The 18,410-nt window shown below is 52.2% G+C and carries 18 protein-coding genes; 9 read left to right on the top strand and 9 right to left on the bottom strand.

Features of this window, described 5'->3' with window-relative positions; genetic code table 11:
- Nucleotides 1-7: 7 nt before the first annotated feature.
- Both argH and AKG35_RS00070 read left to right on the top strand, forming a co-directional pair.
- The gene (argH, locus tag AKG35_RS00065) at nt 8-1,420 is read left to right on the top strand and encodes an argininosuccinate lyase (RefSeq protein WP_011129392.1); all 1,413 of its coding nucleotides are present in this window, start codon (nt 8-10) and stop codon (nt 1,418-1,420) included.
- A 123-nt stretch (nt 1,421-1,543) separates the two neighbouring features.
- Nucleotides 1,544-2,143, top strand: coding sequence for an RNA recognition motif domain-containing protein (locus AKG35_RS00070; RefSeq protein ID WP_011129393.1), 600 nt, complete (start codon nt 1,544-1,546; stop codon nt 2,141-2,143).
- Nucleotides 2,144-2,152: 9 nt separating this feature from the next.
- Here the strand turns inward: AKG35_RS00070 and dusA are convergent, their stop codons facing one another.
- The gene (gene dusA, locus AKG35_RS00075) at nt 2,153-3,157 is read right to left on the bottom strand and encodes a tRNA dihydrouridine(20/20a) synthase DusA (RefSeq protein ID WP_041384817.1); all 1,005 of its coding nucleotides are present in this window, start codon (nt 3,155-3,157) and stop codon (nt 2,153-2,155) included.
- 69 nt (nt 3,158-3,226) lie between these two features.
- On the opposite strand from dusA, the gene msrB reads away from it, so the two are divergent.
- Entirely contained in the window at nt 3,227-3,733 is a 507-nt protein-coding gene (msrB, locus tag AKG35_RS00080; RefSeq protein ID WP_011129395.1) for a peptide-methionine (R)-S-oxide reductase MsrB, read from the top strand.
- Complete coding sequence (locus tag AKG35_RS00085; RefSeq protein ID WP_011129396.1) at nt 3,660-4,982, top strand: NAD(P)/FAD-dependent oxidoreductase; 1,323 nt, start codon at nt 3,660-3,662, stop codon at nt 4,980-4,982. The genes msrB and AKG35_RS00085 overlap by 74 nt, the downstream gene beginning before the upstream one ends.
- Here the strand turns inward: AKG35_RS00085 and AKG35_RS00090 are convergent.
- From AKG35_RS00090 to AKG35_RS00100, 3 genes are read right to left on the bottom strand one after another with little or no spacing between them, the layout of a single operon-like run.
- Nucleotides 4,957-6,237, bottom strand: a complete 1,281-nt coding sequence (locus AKG35_RS00090; RefSeq protein WP_011129397.1) for a type II secretion system F family protein — start codon at nt 6,235-6,237, stop codon at nt 4,957-4,959. The two genes, AKG35_RS00085 and AKG35_RS00090, sit on opposite strands and share 26 nt — an antisense overlap.
- A 16-nt stretch (nt 6,238-6,253) precedes the next feature.
- On the bottom strand, nt 6,254-7,330 hold the full coding sequence (locus AKG35_RS00095; RefSeq protein ID WP_011129398.1) for a type IV pilus twitching motility protein PilT: 1,077 nt from the start codon (nt 7,328-7,330) through the stop codon (nt 6,254-6,256).
- Nucleotides 7,331-7,340: 10 nt separating this feature from the next.
- Nucleotides 7,341-9,257 (bottom strand): GspE/PulE family protein, encoded by a 1,917-nt coding sequence (locus AKG35_RS00100; protein ID WP_011129399.1) that lies wholly within the window; start codon nt 9,255-9,257, stop codon nt 7,341-7,343.
- Here AKG35_RS00100 and grpE point away from each other — a divergent pair.
- From grpE to rsgA, 4 genes are read left to right on the top strand one after another with little or no spacing between them, the layout of a single operon-like run.
- Nucleotides 9,256-9,969 carry a nucleotide exchange factor GrpE gene (gene grpE / locus AKG35_RS00105; RefSeq protein ID WP_011129400.1) on the top strand — a complete coding sequence of 238 codons (714 nt, stop codon included), beginning with the start codon at nt 9,256-9,258 and terminating at the stop codon, nt 9,967-9,969. The genes AKG35_RS00100 and grpE overlap by 2 nt on opposite strands.
- A 44-nt stretch (nt 9,970-10,013) precedes the next feature.
- Complete coding sequence (dnaJ, locus tag AKG35_RS00110) at nt 10,014-11,150, top strand: molecular chaperone DnaJ (RefSeq protein WP_011129401.1); 1,137 nt, start codon at nt 10,014-10,016, stop codon at nt 11,148-11,150.
- Nucleotides 11,147-11,392, top strand: coding sequence for a sulfurtransferase TusA family protein (locus AKG35_RS00115; RefSeq protein WP_011129402.1), 246 nt, complete (start codon nt 11,147-11,149; stop codon nt 11,390-11,392). The genes dnaJ and AKG35_RS00115 overlap by 4 nt, the downstream gene beginning before the upstream one ends.
- A complete protein-coding gene (gene rsgA, locus AKG35_RS00120) occupies nt 11,379-12,344 on the top strand; it encodes a ribosome small subunit-dependent GTPase A (protein ID WP_011129403.1) in 966 nt (321 codons plus the stop codon). Before AKG35_RS00115 ends, rsgA begins: the two co-directional genes overlap by 14 nt.
- On the opposite strand, the gene AKG35_RS00125 is transcribed toward rsgA, so the two are convergent.
- From AKG35_RS00125 to murC, 3 genes are read right to left on the bottom strand one after another with little or no spacing between them, the layout of a single operon-like run.
- Nucleotides 12,301-12,642, bottom strand: coding sequence for a YbaB/EbfC family nucleoid-associated protein (locus tag AKG35_RS00125; protein WP_011129404.1), 342 nt, complete (start codon nt 12,640-12,642; stop codon nt 12,301-12,303). The two genes, rsgA and AKG35_RS00125, sit on opposite strands and share 44 nt — an antisense overlap.
- A gap of 24 nt (nt 12,643-12,666) precedes the next feature.
- Nucleotides 12,667-13,590 carry a UDP-N-acetylmuramate dehydrogenase gene (gene murB, locus AKG35_RS00130; RefSeq protein ID WP_011129405.1) on the bottom strand — a complete coding sequence of 308 codons (924 nt, stop codon included), beginning with the start codon at nt 13,588-13,590 and terminating at the stop codon, nt 12,667-12,669.
- Entirely contained in the window at nt 13,566-15,032 is a 1,467-nt protein-coding gene (gene murC, locus AKG35_RS00135) for a UDP-N-acetylmuramate--L-alanine ligase (RefSeq protein WP_011129406.1), read from the bottom strand. The genes murB and murC overlap by 25 nt, the downstream gene beginning before the upstream one ends.
- A gap of 171 nt (nt 15,033-15,203) precedes the next feature.
- Between murC and gap the strand changes: the two genes are divergently transcribed.
- The gene (gap, locus tag AKG35_RS00140) at nt 15,204-16,226 is read left to right on the top strand and encodes a type I glyceraldehyde-3-phosphate dehydrogenase (protein ID WP_041384819.1); all 1,023 of its coding nucleotides are present in this window, start codon (nt 15,204-15,206) and stop codon (nt 16,224-16,226) included.
- An 87-nt stretch (nt 16,227-16,313) separates the two neighbouring features.
- Here the strand turns inward: gap and thiL are convergent, their stop codons facing one another.
- Together thiL and AKG35_RS00150 are read right to left on the bottom strand one after the other, a co-directional pair.
- A complete protein-coding gene (gene thiL, locus AKG35_RS00145; RefSeq protein ID WP_011129408.1) occupies nt 16,314-17,297 on the bottom strand; it encodes a thiamine-phosphate kinase in 984 nt (327 codons plus the stop codon).
- Nucleotides 17,298-17,307: 10 nt separating this feature from the next.
- On the bottom strand, nt 17,308-18,390 hold the full coding sequence (locus AKG35_RS00150; RefSeq protein ID WP_011129409.1) for a peptidylprolyl isomerase: 1,083 nt from the start codon (nt 18,388-18,390) through the stop codon (nt 17,308-17,310).
- Nucleotides 18,391-18,410: the final 20 nt, after the last annotated feature.

Raw genomic sequence — 18,410 nt, forward strand, 5'->3', positions numbered from 1 at the left:
TGAAGGGATGGCAGGTGGAGTAACCAGTGGTTCTGCAGAAGGCTGGAGCAAAAGGTTTGAAGAGGGATTGCATCCAGTTATTGAGCGGTTCAATGCTTCCATCAGCTTTGACATCACTCTGCTTCAAGAAGATTTGGATGGGTCTATCGCCCATGCACGCATGCTTGGCGAATGTGGAGTGATCAGTCTTGAAGAGGCGGCTCAGCTTGAGGGCGGCCTTGAGAAAATTCGCTCAGAAGCAGCTGCAGGAGAGTTTCAGCCAGGACTTGTTGATGAAGATGTTCATTTCGCTGTTGAAAGGCGGCTGATCGCTTTATTGGGGCCTGTCGGTAAGAAACTTCATACCGGCCGAAGTCGCAATGATCAGGTAGGCACGGATCTGCGCTTGTGGTTGCGGCGTCGCTTGGATGATTTGGATTGTGAACTGGAGCGGTTTCAGCATGCTCTTTTGACACAGGCAGAATCCCATCGTCAAACTTTGATTCCCGGCTACACCCACTTACAGCGTGCCCAGCCGCTTTGCTTAGCCCATCATCTTTTGGCTTATATCGAGATGATTCAAAGGGATAGAGATCGGCTTAAAGATGTTCGCGGAAGAGTCAATATTTCGCCGCTTGGCGCGGCTGCCCTTGCAGGAACATCAGTGCCTATTGATCGCCAAAATACAGCAGCAGCACTTGGCTTTGAGTGTATTTACGCGAATAGCCTGGATGCGGTAAGTGATCGCGATTTTGCTGTTGAGTACACAGCGGCGGCTTCGTTGGTCATGGTCCATCTCAGCCGCCTGGCGGAGGAGGTGATTTTCTGGGCGTCTGAGGAATTTGCATTTGTGCGTCTCAGCGACCGTTGTGCCACTGGCAGCAGCTTGATGCCTCAGAAGAAGAATCCTGATGTGCCTGAATTGGTACGAGGCAAATGTGGTCGTGTGTTTGGTCACCTTCAGGGTCTACTGACCATGATTAAGGGATTGCCATTGGCTTACAACAAGGATTTTCAGGAGGATAAGGAAGCTCTTTTTGACACCGTTCGCACTACTAAAGATTGTGTGGAAGCCATGTCGATTTTGATGGAGGAAGGGTTGGAGTTTTGTTCGGAACGCTTGGCAGCTGCCGTTGAATCCGACTTTTCCAATGCCACTGATGTGGCTGACTACTTGGTTGCTAAAGGAGTGCCCTTTCGGGAGGCCTACCAATTGGTGGGTGCGGTTGTGAAGCGTTGTTTAGACGAAGGGATTTTGCTTTGTGATCTAAGCCTTGAACAATGGCAGGAATTTCACTCTGCTATTGCTGAGGATTTGCATGAAGCATTGGCTCCAAAGCGGGTTGTGGCTGTGCGGATTAGTGAAGGTGGCACTGGTTTTGATCGAGTTGAGGAGCAACTGCGTCACTGGCGTAGCCGCCTTGATTCCGTACTGTCATGATCGAAATGCCTCGGCGGGTCTACGCTGATAGAGCCAAAGGTGGATTGATTCATTCCCGAATCATGAACTAATGGCTATACCTGGCCAATTGGTCCACTACTTTTTTTACGGTCCACAAGGAAAGTGAGTATTTTCGTCGGCAATCTTCCCTTCCGCGCTGAGCAGGAAGACGTTATTGAATTGTTTGCACCTTTTGGTGAGGTTGCGAATTGTGCTTTGCCCTTGGAACGCGACACAGGACGCAAAAGGGGCTTTGCTTTTGTTGAGATGGCTGATGAGTCAGCTGAGCCTGCGGCTATTGAAGCTCTTCAAGGGGCGGAAATGATGGGTCGCCCTTTGAGGATTAATAAGGCAGAGCCACGTGGCAGTGCGCCCCGTCGCGGCGGTGGATATGGCGGTGGTGGCGGCGGTGGCGGCGGTGGATATGGCGGCGGCGGCGGCGGTGGATATGGCGGCGGCGGCGGTGGATATGGCGGTGGCGGCGGCGGATATGGCGGCGGTGGATATGGCGGTGGTGGATATGGCGGTGGTGGATATGGCGGTGGTGGCGGTGGTGGAGATCGTGGTTCGGGAGCTCGTGGTTGGGAAGATCGCAGTTATGGCGGAGCTTCTCCTGAAACAAGTTCCTATGACGAGGGTCGCACTCGTCGTCGTAGGGGAGGCGCTGCACCTGAGGGTGAAGGTGGTGACAGCTACAGCGGATATGGGGGAGCGGAGGGCTGAGTTAAGTCCTTAAAGCCCGGCATCTTCAAGTTGCTGGGCTGCTTTTTGCAGCACTCTTAGATCGGCATCGACTTTTTGAGCCTTGATGCCAAGGTCTCGCCGCCAGGCTTTGGCGCCCGGTACCCCTTCAACGAGTTGTAAAAGATGTCGGCAAAGATCCCATAGCCGGCCACCTCGGCTTAGGTGGGTTTCGGCATGAGGGAGTAATCCTCCTATGACTTGAGAAGCATTGATTGAGCGTGGTTGTTCTCCATAGACCAGCTCATCCATGCTCTGCCAGCGGAGCGGATGCGCATACGCTGCTCGCCCCACCATTGCCCCATCACAGGTTTGCAGCGCTGTTAGGCAGTCGGCAGGGTGTTCTAGCCCTCCATTGATTTCAATAGTGAGCTGCGGGCGTTGTTGCTTGAGATGGGTGACTCGTTGATGTTGAAGTGGTGGAATCGTGCGGTTTTGTTTGGGGTCAAGCCCTTCTAGCCAGGCTTTTCGTGCATGCACAGTAAAGCGAGTGGCTCCTGCTATGGACACTCGGTCGACAAAGGTCATGAGTAGAGCGTCGCTATCGAAATTATCAATTCCTAGACGGTGTTTCACAGTGACTGGAAGAGGGCTCGCCATCGCCATCGCTTCAACACAACGTGCGACTTGATCAGGTTTAGCCATTAGGCAGGCACCGAAGTTGCCTGCTTTTGCTCTTGAGCTGGGACATCCCACGTTGAGGTTGATTTCGTCGTAGCCCCAGGCATCGGCCAGACGCGCTGCTTCTGCAAGTATTTTTGGATCATCGCCTCCTACTTGTAGAGACAAGGGATGCTCGATGATGTCGAAATCGAGCAGATGATCAAGACGGTTGCTGTGATGCAGAGCTTGGGCCACCAACATTTCCGTGTACAGCAACGCCCGGCGACTGATTTGTCGCATTAGTACCCTGAAGTGTCGATCTGTGCAGTCGAGCATTGGAGCCACGCTGAACCGATAAGCACCATCAACCTGTGGCGTGAAAGGAGCAATCATTGATTCATGCTGCATTCATAGTTGTTTTGCGCTTTCCTAGAAAGAAGGTCATTGATTTTGGCTGCGCTTATGCCCATTACTGCTTTGCTATTGAGTCGTCGTTCTCTGCTGATAGCCACTATTGCAGGAGCCTTTGGTGTTTATAGGAGACCTGCAGCAGCCTTTGCTGCTACGAGGGCTGAGGATCTTGATTGGTCGCTTAGTAATGAGCAGTGGGCAAAGTGTCTTTCCCCTGAGGCTTATCGGGTGCTTCGAGAGGAGGGAACCGAGCGCCCTTTTACGAGTTCTCTCAACAAGGAGAAGCGTGTGGGCATCTATCACTGTGCAGGTTGCGATCTGCCGTTGTTTTCTTCTGCGGCGAAATTCGATAGTGGTACTGGCTGGCCAAGTTTCTGGGAGCCCCTTGCTGGAGCTATTCAAACGAAAGTAGATTTCAAATTGATTATTCCTCGCAGCGAATATCATTGCCGGCGCTGTGGCGGTCATCAGGGACATGTCTTCAATGATGGTCCCAGGCCAACCGGCAAGCGCTATTGCAATAACGGAGTTGCCCTTACTTTCCGACCCGCCCGTTGATTTGATCGTTGTTGGTGGTGGTGCCTCAGGTTTTTTTGGGGCAATCACCGCGGCTGAGGAGGGTTTGGCTTTTGTGCATGTGTTGGAGGCCACCTCTGAGCCATTGACGAAGGTGAAGATCAGTGGTGGCGGCCGTTGCAACGTGACTCATGCCTGCTGGGAGCCAGGTGATTTGGTGACCAATTACCCCCGAGGTGGCCGCCCATTGCGGGGCCTCTTTAGCCGTTTTGCTACCGGTGATGCGGTGGCTTGGTTTGCCGATCGGGGCCTGGAGCTTGTGGCAGAGCCGGATGGGCGAATGTTCCCTGTGGCTAATTGCTCCTCTGCAGTGGTGGCCTGTCTGAAGCAGGCAGCAGTGTTGGCTGGAGTCAGCTTGCGCAGTCAGAAGGTTGTACAGAGCTTGGAGCGTAGGGGTGCTGCAGGGTTCTTAGTTCAATGTCGGGATGGGTCTTCTTTTCAGGCTCAAAGGGTTTTATTGGCTACGGGTGGGCATCCCAGTGGTCGTCGCTTGGCGGCAGCGATGGGTCATCAGCTTGTGCCGTCAGTTCCTTCTCTGTTCAGTCTTGCTCTGGAGGCACCTGCGTTAATCGCCTGTTCTGGTTTGGCTCTCGATGGCGTTCATCTAAGTCTTAAGGCTGGAGGTCAAAACTTTCAGCAGACCGGCAGGGTATTGATTACTCATTGGGGATTAAGTGGGCCCGCGATTTTGCGGCTTACTGCTTTTGCTGCAAGGGCTTTGCAAGGCGATCACTATCGGGGAAAGCTTTTTGTCAATTGGCTTGGCATGAGTAGTCACAATCTGGTGAAGCAGTCAATGCGTGACCTACGTCATCACCAAGGTCGACGCACTCTGGGATCAGCTCGTCCTCTGCCCAACTTGCCTCGTCGTCTTTGGTTGTCCTTGTTGGCTCAAGTGGGTGCTACTCGGGATTTGCGTTGGGCGGATTGTCCTGCCCGTTTGGAACGTCTTTTGTTTGAAGCTTTGGTTGCTAGCTGTTACTCAATCGGTGGCAAGGGGCCATTTGGAGAAGAGTTCGTTACGGCTGGGGGAGTGCAGTTGGGCGAGGTGAATCTCGCGACGATGGAGAGTCGGGTTTGTCCAGGTCTTTATTTTGCTGGGGAACTTCTCGATGTGGATGGGCTGACGGGGGGGTTCAACTTCCAGCATTGTTGGACCAGTGGTTGGCTTGCTGGTCAGGCCATTGCAAAGAGTTTGCAGTTCGCTACTGGATCTGATCAAACACGGTGAACATCGGGAGATACATCGCTAGCAGGATGGAGCCCACGATGACACCCACTACAACGATCATCGCGGGTTCAAGCATTGAGGTCAGAGTCTTCACCGAGGAAGAGACCTCATCCTCGTAAAAATCAGCCACCTTGCTGAGCATTTGATCCATCTCTCCGGTTTCCTCGCCAATGGCCAGCATGTTTAAGGCCATGTCTGGAAGCACTTTTTGGCGAATTAAGGCAGCACTAAGGAGCACTCCTTCTTGAACAAGGGTGCGTGATTCAAGAATGGCGTCGGAAATGATCGCATTGCCAGCGGTTTCGCTGGCAATTTCTAGTGACATCAGGATTGGTACGCCTGCTTTGATCAATGAGCTGAAGATTCTGCAGAATTGAGCGGTGGCAGTTTTGATGATCAGAGTGCCGAATAGGGGGATTCTCAGTTTCAGTCGATCGATCTGACGGCGTCCTTGGTGAGTGGAGTAGTAGCGGTTGAAAATCCAAGCGCACGCCAGTAGGACACCTGTTAATAGCAGGGAAAAGGAGGAACGCAATAATTTGCTTAGGTCGACCATGAACTGAGTGAACAGGGGCAGTTCGGCGCCTAAATCTTCAAAGATTTCTGCAAAGGTCGGGATCAAGAAGATTGTCATGCCTAGGAAGACGAGGATGGCTATCACCAGCACAGTGATTGGGTAACCAAGGGCCCCTTTGATTTGGTTCTTGAGTCGGGCATTGTCTTCTAATAACTTGGCGAGTCTCTTGAGAGATTCATCCAAAACACCACCAGCTTCTCCGGCTTCCACCATTGCGATACTGAGTTGGTCGAATACCTTTGGCCACTTGCTCATAGCAGTGCCCATGGCACTGCCTTCATTTACATCAAGACTCACCTTCATCAGTGCACGTTTGAACATAGGCAAGTGCTGCTGACTAGCCATTAGGTCGAGACTGCGCACGATCGGAACGCCTGCATCCACCAGAGTTGCCAATTTGCTTGCGAAAACTGCTTTGTCTTTTACACCTGGGGACTTTTCGAAAGCGGCACTTAGATCGATGGAAAATAGTCCAAGATTTGATGATTTTGTATTCTTTTGGCGGTCAATTTTTTTGCTACTTTCTTGTCCTTTATTGCTGAGCGCTGCTTTCAGGTCAGTTGCTCGTATTCCACGACGACGTAGTAATTTTTTTGCGGTTGTTAGGTCGGCCGCTTTGATGGTTATTGTGCGTGTTTGACCACTTGCGGATTCGTAGGTGGCGACGAAGGATGTCATCGCTTAGGCCTGTCTCTTAGCCATCGTTGAGGAGTTGCTCCAGTTCGCTGGGTTTACTGGCTTTGGCGATGGCTTCAGAGCGGCTAATTTCACCCTGTTTAGTTAGATTCGCAAGGGCTTTTTCTAGTGTTTGCATCCCTAGTTCTCCTCCGGTTTGAATTTGGGAGTAGAGCTGTGCGGTTTTGCCTTCTCTAATCAGGTTTGCTGTGGCTGGCGTGTTGATCAAGATTTCTTGAGCCATGACCCGCCCAAATTGTTCTGGTTGTGGATTTAGGCGCCGGCAGAGGGTTTGAGAAAAAATGGCTAGCAGGCTTCCTGAGAGTTGAACTCTGATTTGGGTTTGCTGGTTTGGGGGGAAAACATCAACCATGCGATCGACCGTTTGTGCCGCCGAGTTGGTGTGCAGGGTGCCGAATACGAGGTGACCTGTTTCGGCGGCGCTGATGGCCAGTTGAATGGTTTCCAGGTCGCGCATTTCGCCCACGAGGATCACATCTGGATCTTCGCGTAGTGCCGCACGCAGGGCATTGCCAAAACTGCGTGTGTCTTCATTGAGCTGTCGCTGGTGCACAAGGCTGAGATCGCTTTTGTATACAAATTCGATTGGATCTTCGATTGTGAGGATGTGTTCGCTTCTGGTGTGATTGATGTGGTCCAGCAGGGAAGCAAGGGTTGTTGTTTTGCCTGATCCGGTTGGTCCTGTTACTAGCACTAATCCCCTTGGTCGTTTGCTGGTTTCTATGACTACTGATGGCAGGTTGAGACTTTCAATACTCGGGATAGTGCTGCCAAGAGCACGTAGACAGGCGGCGTAACTTCCCTTCTGTCGATAGACATTCACACGAAAGCGCGCCACACCCTTTAGCCCATAGGCACAGTCAAGCTCCCAGATTTGTTCAAGAGTCTTTCTCTGACTGTTGTTGAGCATTGAGAAAATCAGCTTGTTGCATGTTTCTTCGGATAGGGGGGTATTGGTCATTGGCCTCAATTCACCGCTGAATCGTCCATACGGGGGTTGGCCGGTAGCAATGTGCAGATCACTGCCGCCACCTTGCACCAGCTGTTCCATCAGGTCCTCGATCATTAGATCCATGACGGGTCCTTCATTGGCGAGCGGTTAGACAGTAGGGACATTCCAGCCAGTCGTCTTGGAGGCCTGCCCCGCAGACGTTGCAGGTAAGAGTGCTAAGGGCTCTGGCGCGGCGCTCTGATTCCAATCCGGAATCGGTGAGGATCATTCGGCCTACTTCCTCAAGGGTGGTGTGGCCTTCTCGCACCAGGTCAAGGCTGTAGCCCAATAGAGTTTTCATACCAGCCTCGAGCGCCAGACGTCTTACTAAATCAGTAGTGGCACCTTTGGCGACGGCTGAAGCGAGCTCTTCGTTCATGCGCAGTACTTCATAGACACCAACTCGGCCCTTGTAGCCGCTGCCTTGACATTTGGGGCACGGCTGTTTTTCTTGACCGTGATGGTGGGCCTTGAAAAAGGTCACCCCAGTTTCTGTATGGGCCATCAAGCCGAATCGCCCCAGTTCTTTTTCAGTTGGGTGATATGACTTACGACAAGAACGGCACACTCTTCGTAGAAGTCGTTGAGAGACGATGCCAATCAACGAAGCGCTCACCATGAATGGTTCCACGCCCATCTCGTTGAGGCGGGCGATCGCACTTGATGCGTCATTGCAATGCAGTGTGGTTAGTACCAGATGACCAGTCAGTGCGGCTTCGATGGCGGTTTTTGCGGTTTCTAGGTCACGGGTTTCACCGACCAGCAGAACGTCTGGGTCTTGACGCATGAAGGCTCTCAGTGCAGTGCTGAAATCGAAGCCTTTTTCCCTATTCACTTGACATTGGGTAATCCCAGGGAGGGTGTATTCGATGGGATCTTCTACGGTGGAAATGTTGATACCAGGTTCGTTGCGTTCTGCCAGGAGGGAGTAAAGGGTTGTTGACTTGCCTGACCCTGTTGGACCTGTCACAAGGATCATGCCGAAGGGCTTAGAGCCCAAGTTGCGTACGAGAGAGAGAGCACTTGGGTTGCTGATCAGTTTGTCTAACCCGAGTTGTGGAGCACTGCTGTCGAGTAGTCGCAGACAGATTTTTTCCCCGTAACGGCTTGGCAGGCTATTAACCCTGAAATCGACCATACGATTGCGATATGTGCGACGAATGCGACCGTCCTGAGCCATGCGCCGTTCTGCGATGTCTAGGTCGGCCATGATCTTGAAGCGTGAGGTAACAGCAGGGATCAACCGGCTCGGGAGGGGTTCGATATAGCGCTGCAGGACACCGTCTTGACGGAAGCGGATCTGTAGTCCGTCTTGTTGCGGCTCAACGTGTACGTCGCTGGCTTCTGTTTGCAGTGCCTCTAGCAATATGCGGTCCACCAGGTTGATGACTGGTGAACTGTCTGAGTCCATCAAGCTGGACTCCAAATCCTCTATGGAACTAGCAAGTCTGGCTTGTTCTTCAGGATCTTCTTCGAGCACGCCTTCGGCACTAAATCCTGCCAGCAGGGAGGTTGGTGTTTGTGCAATTGGCTTTGTTGTTTTTGACTTGGATGCAGATTCAACGTGCTGCTCAGATCTCATTGGTGCAAGCAGCTGGCTGATGTCGGCTGCAAGCGCGAGACGGAATTCTGTGCTGAAGCCTTGGGACTGCAGCACTGAGATCAGTTGATTTTTGGTTTGCTCATTGCATTGGTCCGAGATGGCTACAACCAAATGTTGGTTGTGCATGTTGATTGGCAGGGCCTGGAATTGTTGCCACGTTGAGATGTCAAGAGTGGTGTGGTTGGCCATTAGCTCCACTCCGACAACAAGTTCTTCGTGGCTAAGCACATTGACTTGTAGGAGCAGTTCCAGTTCCAGTCGCTGCTGGATGCTGTTGGTTGCTTTGGGGATTGGTCGGCCCTGGGTCACGAAGAAGAAATGAAATTGGAGGTGCGGGCTTCCGCCGCTTGTGGGAGGTGTGCTATTCCCATCAACATGTCTAGACGTGAATTTGCAAACGGTCAGCATGAGTGGCGACGCCCCTACCCCAGCTCACGATCCTGCTGCTGAGGGTTTAGAGGCTTCCGTGCCTCTGGAATCAGTGGCATCGATCAATTCCGACGAGGGTCAGTCTTCAGCTCAATCTGCACCATTAGCGGATAATGAAGCTCGCTTACAGCAATTGGAGCAGGAGCACAGCAGCCTGCGGGAAGAGCACGAAACTCTTCGTAGTCAGTACATGCGGATTGCTGCAGATTTCGATAATTTCCGCAAACGTCAGAGTCGCGATCAGGACGATCTTCGATTCCAGCTTATTTGTACTACTTTGAGTGAGATTCTGCCGGTGGTGGACAATTTTGAGCGAGCTCGTCAGCAATTAGAGCCTCAGGGAGAGGAGGCTCAGGCTCTTCATCGCAGTTATCAGGGTCTTTATAAACAGCTTGTTGATGTGCTCAAGCAAATGGGCGTTGCTTCAATGCGGGTTGTTGGGCAGGTGTTTGATCCCACGCTCCATGAGGCTGTTTCACGAGAGCCCAGTGAGGAGCATCCAGAGGATGTAGTCACAGAGGAACTTCAGCGGGGATATCACCTCAATGGCAGGGTGCTTCGCCATGCTCTTGTGAAGGTGTCTATGGGACCAGGTCCGCAGAGTGGCGCCTCTCCTTCTTCAGCTCAACCCAATGATGACTCCACTGCAACTTTTCAAGGTGAGGCAGATCCTGCCCAACCAGGGGTCTGATTACATGCTGTTGCCCTTTAGGGTGAAGGAGTGTTGACGAGCTGATGGCTGATTATTACGACCTGCTAGGGGTCAGCAAAGATGCTGATGGCGATACCCTGAAGCGGGCTTATCGCCGTCTTGCACGTCAGTATCACCCAGATATCAATAAGGATCCTGGTGCAGAGGATCGTTTCAAGGAGATCGGTCGTGCCTATGAGGTGCTTAGCGATCCTCAGACTCGTGGCCGTTATGACCAATTTGGCGAGGCTGGGCTTGGGGGTGCAGCGGGCATGCCCGATGTGGGAGATATGGGTGGCTTCGCTGATCTCTTTGAGACCTTTTTTAGTGGTTTTGGAGGGGCTGGTGGATCTGGTGGCGCTCGTCCACGACGACGGGGACCGCAGCAAGGAGATGATCTTCGCTACGACTTGAAGATTGACTTTGAGCAAGCTGTTTTCGGCCAAGAACGAGAAATCAAAATTCCCCATCTTGAAACTTGCGACACCTGTAACGGCACTGGAGCCAAGGTGGGTAGTGGACCAACGACCTGTTCCACTTGTGGTGGTGTTGGTCAGGTTCGACGAGCGACCAGAACACCTTTCGGGAGCTTCACTCAGGTGGCGGAATGTCCCAGTTGTGAAGGTACTGGACAGGTGATTGCAGACCCTTGTCCTGCATGTGCTGGACAGGGTGTTCGTCAGGTTCGCAAGAAATTGCGCATCAATATTCCCGCTGGGGTTGATACAGGAACTCGTCTGAGAGTTGCCGGTGAGGGAAATGCTGGTTTGCGGGGTGGACCTTCTGGAGACCTTTACGTATTTTTGACGGTGAAATCCCATCCCCAATTGCGACGTGATGGGATCACGGTGCTTTCAGAAGTCAACGTGAGTTATCTCCAGGCAATCCTTGGAGACATCATTGAGGTTGATACGGTTGATGGCAATACCAGTCTTGAGATTCCTGCTGGAACTCAGCCCAATGCTGTACTCACCCTTGAAAACAAGGGTATTCCTAAGCTAGGAAACCCAGTAGCAAGAGGGAATCAGCGTATTTCTATCAATGTGAAGTTGCCCATTCGTCTTTCTGATGAGGAGCGGGGCTTGCTTGAAGAACTTGCTGGCCATCATTCTGCTAAAGGCAGGCAGCATCACCATCACAACAGTGGTTTGTTTGCTCGTTTGTTTGGCCAGAAAGGATGACCGCCCAGCTTGTTCCTGATCAGCAGATTGATTTGCGCGGTACTCCTTGCCCAATCAATTTTATTCGCTGTCGCTTGGCTCTTGAGGGTCTTAAGGACAAGGAACGTCTACAGGTGGATCTTGATCGTGGGGAACCTGAGGCGATGGTGGTTCCAGGGTTAGTAGAGGCAGGCCATCGCGTTGAGATTATTGCTCAGGAAAACACTTGGTTGAGGTTGATGGTGACTTGTGGCGGCGGCTGAGGCGCCGCGGCTTGCAGGGATGGTGGTGGCCTTACAAGCCAATTTTCTCGAGGTAGAACTCGAGACTTTTAATCCATCTTCATTGGTGAGCTGGACAGGATCAACGGATGATGAACCATTGCGTTTGCTTTGTACTCGTCGAACGCGCCTGGACCATCGCGGGGCTGCCGTGCATGTGGGGGATCGAGTTTGGGTGGAAGCAATCGATTGGCAGGAACGTCGAGCTGTGGTTGGTGATGTGGAACCTAGGCAGAGTTGGATCAACCGCCCGCCAGTCGCCAACGTTACGGCTGTTGTTGTTGCCTTGGCAGTCAAGCAGCCTTGCTTTGACGCTGACCAAGCGAGTCGTTTTCTACTGTCCGCTGAGCAGACTGGTGTTGATGTTCACCTCATCCTCACCAAACGCGATCTGATCACTTCGGACCAGCTCGAGCAGCAGCTCGTGCGGCTAAGGGGTTGGGGGTATCGGCCTATGGCGGTTTCTGTGCAGACCGGAGAGGGGTTAGGTGCTCTAAAAAACAAACTCAGCAGTACACGACTTGCTGTCTTTTGTGGTCCTTCAGGTGTGGGTAAGACCAGTTTGCTCAATCAGCTCTTGCCCCAGCTATCCCTGCGCGTAGGCGCTGTTTCTGGACGGTTGAAACGTGGCAGGCATACCACTCGTCATGTTGAACTCTTTCGACTGTGCGAAGGATCTCTCGTTGCTGATACACCAGGGTTTAATCGACCTGAACTTCCTGCTGATCTGCGCAAGCTTGCGGTGTTGTTCCCTGAACTTGATGGACAGCTTGAAGATTATCCCTGCAGATTTAGGGATTGTTTCCATCGTGATGAGCCCGGTTGTGGGGTCGACAAAAGTTGGGAACGATATCCAATCTATAAGCGTTTTTTGGAGGAGATGGAGTGCCTCACTCGCTCATCCCGGGGAGGTTCAGGTTCAGGCCTCCTGTAAGTTCTTCCATTTGCTCTTTCATGGTGGTGGTGGAGTGCTCATAGGCGGATTGAAGAGCGGCCAAGATCGCGGTTTCGCTGGCATCTTGTCCTTCGGCAAGCAGTGAGGGTTCAATGCGCACACGCAGTGGTTGCTGGTTGCCAGATAGCCAGATACTTGCTCTGCCGTCTGGGCTGCTGCCCTCAATTTCCATGGCATCTAGCTCTTCCTGCAGTTTTTGGGCGTTTTGTTGGATTTGTTGGGCCTTGCGGAAGGCTTCGGTGAGTTGGCCGAAATTGGGAAGTCCGAACCCTGCCATTGCATTGCTGGAGGAATGGGCAGATTAAGCGGTCGCTTCGAAACCAAGTCGTTTCACTTCAGGATGAAGCATCACTCCATGGGCCATCTGTACCCGTTGCTGAATGAGGGTGATCATTTGATTGATGTCAGCAGCCGTGGCTCCACCAATATTGACGATGAAGTTGGCATGAATGGGGGAGACTTCAGCTCCTCCAATGCGGTGACCTTTCAGACCCAGCGCTTCGATTAGACGACCAGCTTTGAGGGGTTCTGGGTTGCGAAAGACACTTCCGCAACTAGGCAATTGATAAGGCTGGGTCGTCGTGCGATGAGTGAGGTTTTGCTGTGTGATTTGATTGAGCTCCTTGTGATCATGCCCGGGGTCTAGGCGGAATCTGGCTGAGAGCACGACGAGTGTTTTTTCCTGCAAGAGACTTTGTCGGTAGGCGTAGTCAAGCTCTTGGCGGCTCAGTTCAAAAGGGCCCTCGCCATTGAGGTCGAGGACTTGTACAGATTCCAGCCAGTCGGCTGTGCAGCCGCCCTGGGCTCCAGCATTCATGACGGCTGCACCACCAACTGTTCCAGGAATTCCAACGGCCCATTCCAGGCCATGTAGGCCAACCTTTGCGGCGCGTTTGGAAAGGTTGGGGATTGGTTCACCGGCCAAGGCTTCGACAATGCCAGTCTTTGGATCTAGGTCGCTCCCTTGGAGTTTGCGCATGCAAAGGCTCAGGCCCGGCAAGCCAGTGTCGTTGATCAGTAGGTTTGATCCTGCTCCGATGACTCGACAGGGCATCTTTTGTTCATAAGCCCAAGCAATCAGTGTCTGTAGTTCCTCCACGCTGCTGGGTGATGCAAACCATTCCGCAGGTCCTCCGACGCGCCAGCTCGTGAAGTTGGCAAGAGAAACCAGTGGTTGGGGCTTGATCCCCTTCACTAGGGTCAGGCTGCCAGGGAGGGTGGGCATCTCTTTGCGTTGTCAAGATGTGTCAGTTGTCTCCATAGATTGTTGATATTGCCTGCACCCATGGCGAGGACTAGGTCACCTTTGAGGCTGTGTTTTTGCACCAATAGGGTTAGCTGATTAAAGTTTTCGGCTACAGCGACTGGCAGGTTGGGGTGTTGGATTCTGATCGCTTTAGCCAGGCTCTCACTCGTTGCTCCCTGAATAGGGTTCTCTCCGGCGCTGTAAACGGGTGCTAGCAGAACAGCATCCGCTTCACCGAGTGCCCTTGCGAAGTCGTAGAGAAATTTGTTTGTACGGCTGTATCGATGAGGCTGGAACACTGCCAAAATGCGTTTGGGTGGGTTTGGTAGTTGGCTACGACCACTAGTTACTATCAAGCGCGCCATTGTGAGTGTCGCGCTGACTTCGCTTGGATGGTGGGCGTAATCATCAACGATTTGGCGACCCTCCCAGGTGCCTCGGAAGTCGAAACGGCGCCCAGGAGGCTGCAGGTCAGCAAGACCTTGTTGCACGTCCTCAAAGGACAGTCCTTCGAGTCTGCAGGCTGCGATAGCTGCCATAGCGTTGCTGAGGTTGTGAAGTCCGGGCATTGGCAGTGTGATTTGCCCCATCCGTTTGCCCTGCTCGTAAATGTCCGCAATTGTTTGATCGCCATTGAGGCAAATTGGTAAAGCTGCAAAATCAACACCCGCTGAGGTTTTGACTGACCACCAAGCTGTGGCATCGAAATGCTCTTTGAGGATTGGGCAGTCGAAGTTCGCCAGCAGTCGTCGGCAACCTTGGCCGAACCGCTTCATGGTGTTGATCAGTTCATCAAGATTGGCGTAGTGGTCGGTGTGATCTAACTCCAAGTTGGTGATCACGCCGAGCGTTGCCTGAAACTTGACGAGAGATCCATCAGATTCATCAGCTTCTGCTACTAGCAGTCGTCCTTTGCCCACATGGCCATTGCTGTCGTAGTAAGGCACGACACCACCAATCACAGCTGTTGGGTCTTGATCGGTTGTGGCCAGCAGTGTAGTGAGCAGGGTGCTGGTGGTGGTTTTGCCATGGCTTCCGGCTACTGCAATAGATGGTTGTGCCTGAATCAAGGCAGCAAGGAGGTCTGAGCGATGCAAGATTTTCAATTGAGACAGCTTGGCTGCCTTGAGCTCAGGATTGCTCTTGGGAATGGCTGTGCTGATCACAACCAAAGGAAGGAGATCTACGTTGCTACAAATGGCATCGATGTTTGCGGCGCTCTGATCGCGGAAGACTCTTACTCCTTGAGCTCTCAGTTGCTCAACGGCAGTGTTTTCTCGTGAGTCGGAGCCGGAGACGATATGACCTCGATTCACCAGAATTAGAGCTAGTGCAGACATGCCGATACCGCCAACACCTATGAAGTGGATGGGTTGCTGGCGGTTGAGCGTGCTGGTCAATGGGCAAAACCATAGGCTCAAAAGATAAGCCAGTCTTGGGCTAAAAGCCCGTCATTCTTATGTTTTGGAGAGGTCCGGCCGGGGTTGACCTTGTGCCAGGTATGGGCCGCCTCCTCATCCGGAACAGCGGAAAGTGCAACCTATTTCTGTATGATCGGCGGCCACTTCCCTTGCGGTTTCCCCGTTTTTGTTATGACTCTGCGTGTTGCGATCAATGGATTCGGCCGAATCGGTCGCAACTTCATGCGTTGTTGGCTAAGCCGAGGTGCGAACACGGGTATTGATGTGGTTGGCATCAATGTCACTTCTGACCCTAAGACCAATGCTCATCTGCTTAAGTACGATTCAATTCTTGGACAGATCAAGGATGCGGAGATCGGTTATACCGATGACACTTTTGTTATCAACGGCAAAACCATTAAGTGTTTTTCAGATCGCAACCCCTTGAATCTTCCTTGGAAGGAGTGGGGTATCGATCTTGTGATCGAGTCCACCGGGGTTTTCAATACTGATGTGGGGGCTAGTAAACACATCGAGGCTGGTGCGAAGAAAGTGATCCTCACGGCTCCAGGTAAAGGAGATGGTGTTGGCACATATGTCGTGGGCGTCAATGCTGATCAGTACCGTCACGGTGATTTCAATGTTCTCAGTAATGCCAGCTGCACAACCAATTGCCTGGCACCAATCGTGAAGGTGCTTGATCAGACCTTTGGGATCAATAAGGGCCTGATGACGACTATTCATAGCTACACCGGTGATCAGCGGATCCTCGATAACAGCCATCGAGATCTTCGCCGTGCTCGTGCGGCAGCCATGAATATTGTTCCGACCTCAACTGGCGCTGCCAAGGCTGTGGCTTTGGTTTATCCACAGATGAAGGGCAAGCTCACGGGTATTGCCATGCGTGTACCAACCCCAAACGTTTCAGCGGTAGATCTAGTTTTTGAGTCTGGTCGTTCCACGACTGCTGAAGAAGTGAATGCTGCACTCAAATCGGCTTCTCAGGGTGGCATGAAGGGAATCATTAAATATGGTGATCTTCCTTTGGTTTCTAGTGACTACGCCGGTACTAATGAATCCACCATCGTTGACGAGGATCTCACGATGACTATTGGCGACAATTTGGTGAAAGTGGTTGCTTGGTATGACAACGAGTGGGGTTATAGCCAGAGGGTTGTCGATCTCGCTGAGATTGTGGCCAAGAATTGGAAGTGATCTTTCAGAGGATTACTACTTTCTGAGCTTCTAGCTTCTTTTTGAGTTATAAACCCCTCCTATTAGCGAGGGGTTTATTCTGTTTCTTTATTGGAAATGTTTGAAGCTTGAGAAGTTGCTCACTTCTCCTTTGCCATGCGCCCATTCCACCCGAGGTGGGCCTTGTTCCATGACACCAATGATTTGGCTTGATGGAAGAACTTGCAGCCAAGCGGTGGCCCATTTCGGTGGCAGGCTGAGAATAAGTTCAAAGTCTTCTCCGCCATTTAGGCACCAGCTATCCCAGTGTTGGCCTAGTGGCCAGTCAGGGTCTTTGGGTAGGCCTGTTGGATCAAGAATCGCCCGGCAACCGCTGCTTCTGCAAAGGCCTTGAACCGCTGCCAGAAGTCCGTCACTACTGTCGGTGCCCCCAGCTCGCCATGGAAGTTCAGCAGGCTTACAGGTTTGAAGAGCGTGGAGTGCCTTCAGGCATGGTTGAGGGTGTTGATGAGCTTCTATCGCTTTTTGTTTGAGTTTGTCTGGCAGCAGGGCTGCTTCTATCAGTGGATCTGAGCGAAGTAGGGCCAGGCCAAGACGGCTGAGGCCATGGGGACCACTGACGACAAGAGAATCTCCAGGTTGGGCTTGGGAGCGGTGCAACCGTACTGGCCCGAGAGTGCCCAGGGCGGTGATTGCGAGTAGTCGTTGATCCCCTCGGGAACAGTCGCCGCCCAGCAAGGTCCCCCCAAACTGTTTCAATGCGGCTTCTATGCCTAAATAAACCTTCTCTACCCAGTCCCAGGGGGTCTCTGGAGGGACTACAAGTCCGACAGTGATACCCAGAATCTGATCAACGCCACTGGCTGCTAGGTCGGAAAGGTTGGCGGTTACGCAACGCCAACCAACATCTTTTGGAGTCGTGGTGTCTTCGCTGAAGTGAATGCCTTCCACCATGACATCGGTATTAATGAGGAGTTCTCCCTCATTGGTGTGGACTTGCGCTGTGTCGTCGTCAAGTTGGCCAGCAGGAGCAAAGCGGGCTAGTCGATGCAGTAGTTCGTTTTCACCAAGTTGGGCTAGGGTTTCGCCCATACACAAGTCCTCAGGCGTGGGGCTTCAGCCGATCAGCTCCATCGACAACTTTGATGGATAAGATTTGATCACCAATTTCGAGTTTTTTAAGTAACTCGGTACCTTCAACGACATAGCCAAAGGCTGCATTGCGGCCATCCACCAAGTTGAGACCAGCTGGAGTTAATTCTGCATCATAGAGAAATAGAAAGAACTGGGAGGAACCGTCGTCTATAGCCTGGTCGGAATGGGCCCATCCGAGTGTGCCAAGGGCGGCGAATGGAAGGACTGGTGTGGCTTTGTAAAGACCGATGTCTTCAAAGGTTTGGTTGTAAAAAGGAGTTGGTTCCTCTGGAATACGGATTTCCAGAGGAACTTGACGTTCTTTCTTGGTTGTTGGGTCGATGTATCCGCTTTCAGGTCCTGTGGGGTCACCGCTTTGTAGTACGTAATTGTCTTCAGCGCGTGTGAATGGCAATCCGTCATAAAAGCCTTTGAGAGCTAGGTCTACGAAGGCGCCGGCTGTTAGAGGGGCGTTGTAGCCATCAATCACAGCAGTGATGTTCCCTTTTGTGGTTTTGATCGATACAGTTGCTCTTCCGAGAAGCCGCGGTAGTGAGTTGAATTCCTCAGGGATGGTGTAAGGAAAATCATTCACCAATAGCGCTTCTAGATCACCGATCTGCTTGAGACTTTCGCGACGTAGGTCGATGAAGCGATCTACGTTTTGATTACTGGCTGCATCCCCCAGGGCCTGGACCGTTTTTCCCAAGGATTCCAAAAGTGCTTCACCCTTTTCTCGAGATGCTTCTGGGATGGCTGCGAGGATGCTCTTTTTGCGGGTTATTACTAGGAACTGACTAGAAGAAGCAGCTTCGTTTAGCGCAACCCAGCGATTGCCCTTTGAAGACCCAACCACTTTGCTAGTGGCCTCAAGGGTGGCTTGCATTTGGCGGAGATCTTTTTGTTCGATTGGTAGGGCATTTCGCAGGATTGCGGCACCATCGGTCACTGCACTTCCAGCTGGCAGAGCAGCCAGAACAGGATCACCCCAATTCAGTAAAAGTACTGCGAGCACTGTGATCAGGCTGGTCAGTAGAGGAGTATTTGGCATGTGGAACTCTTCTTGTGCTG

Source organism: Prochlorococcus marinus str. MIT 9313 (genome assembly GCF_000011485.1).
In the GTDB taxonomy this organism is placed as follows: Bacteria; Cyanobacteriota; Cyanobacteriia; order PCC-6307; family Cyanobiaceae; genus Prochlorococcus; species Prochlorococcus marinus_D.

What these genes read in the sequence shown, in the direction of transcription:
- AKG35_RS00090 (WP_011129397.1), bottom strand. Translation starts at nt 6,237, where the DNA reads ATGACATCCTTCGTCGCCACCTACGAATCCGCAAGTGGTCAAACACGC.
- dnaJ (WP_011129401.1), top strand. Translation starts at nt 10,014, where the DNA reads ATGGCTGATTATTACGACCTGCTAGGGGTCAGCAAAGATGCTGATGGC.
- grpE (WP_011129400.1), top strand. Translation starts at nt 9,256, where the DNA reads ATGAGTGGCGACGCCCCTACCCCAGCTCACGATCCTGCTGCTGAGGGT.
- murB (WP_011129405.1), bottom strand. Translation starts at nt 13,590, where the DNA reads ATGCCCACCCTCCCTGGCAGCCTGACCCTAGTGAAGGGGATCAAGCCC.
- AKG35_RS00100 (WP_011129399.1), bottom strand. Translation starts at nt 9,257, where the DNA reads ATGCTGACCGTTTGCAAATTCACGTCTAGACATGTTGATGGGAATAGC.
- AKG35_RS00125 (WP_011129404.1), bottom strand. Translation starts at nt 12,642, where the DNA reads ATGGCAGGGTTCGGACTTCCCAATTTCGGCCAACTCACCGAAGCCTTC.
- gap (WP_041384819.1), top strand. Translation starts at nt 15,204, where the DNA reads ATGACTCTGCGTGTTGCGATCAATGGATTCGGCCGAATCGGTCGCAAC.
- AKG35_RS00115 (WP_011129402.1), top strand. Translation starts at nt 11,147, where the DNA reads ATGACCGCCCAGCTTGTTCCTGATCAGCAGATTGATTTGCGCGGTACT.
- AKG35_RS00095 (WP_011129398.1), bottom strand. Translation starts at nt 7,330, where the DNA reads ATGGATCTAATGATCGAGGACCTGATGGAACAGCTGGTGCAAGGTGGC.
- dusA (WP_041384817.1), bottom strand. Translation starts at nt 3,157, where the DNA reads ATGATTGCTCCTTTCACGCCACAGGTTGATGGTGCTTATCGGTTCAGC.
- thiL (WP_011129408.1), bottom strand. Translation starts at nt 17,297, where the DNA reads ATGGGCGAAACCCTAGCCCAACTTGGTGAAAACGAACTACTGCATCGA.
- msrB (WP_011129395.1), top strand. Translation starts at nt 3,227, where the DNA reads ATGCCCATTACTGCTTTGCTATTGAGTCGTCGTTCTCTGCTGATAGCC.
- AKG35_RS00085 (WP_011129396.1), top strand. Translation starts at nt 3,660, where the DNA reads ATGATGGTCCCAGGCCAACCGGCAAGCGCTATTGCAATAACGGAGTTG.
- AKG35_RS00150 (WP_011129409.1), bottom strand. Translation starts at nt 18,390, where the DNA reads ATGCCAAATACTCCTCTACTGACCAGCCTGATCACAGTGCTCGCAGTA.
- argH (WP_011129392.1), top strand. Translation starts at nt 8, where the DNA reads ATGGCAGGTGGAGTAACCAGTGGTTCTGCAGAAGGCTGGAGCAAAAGG.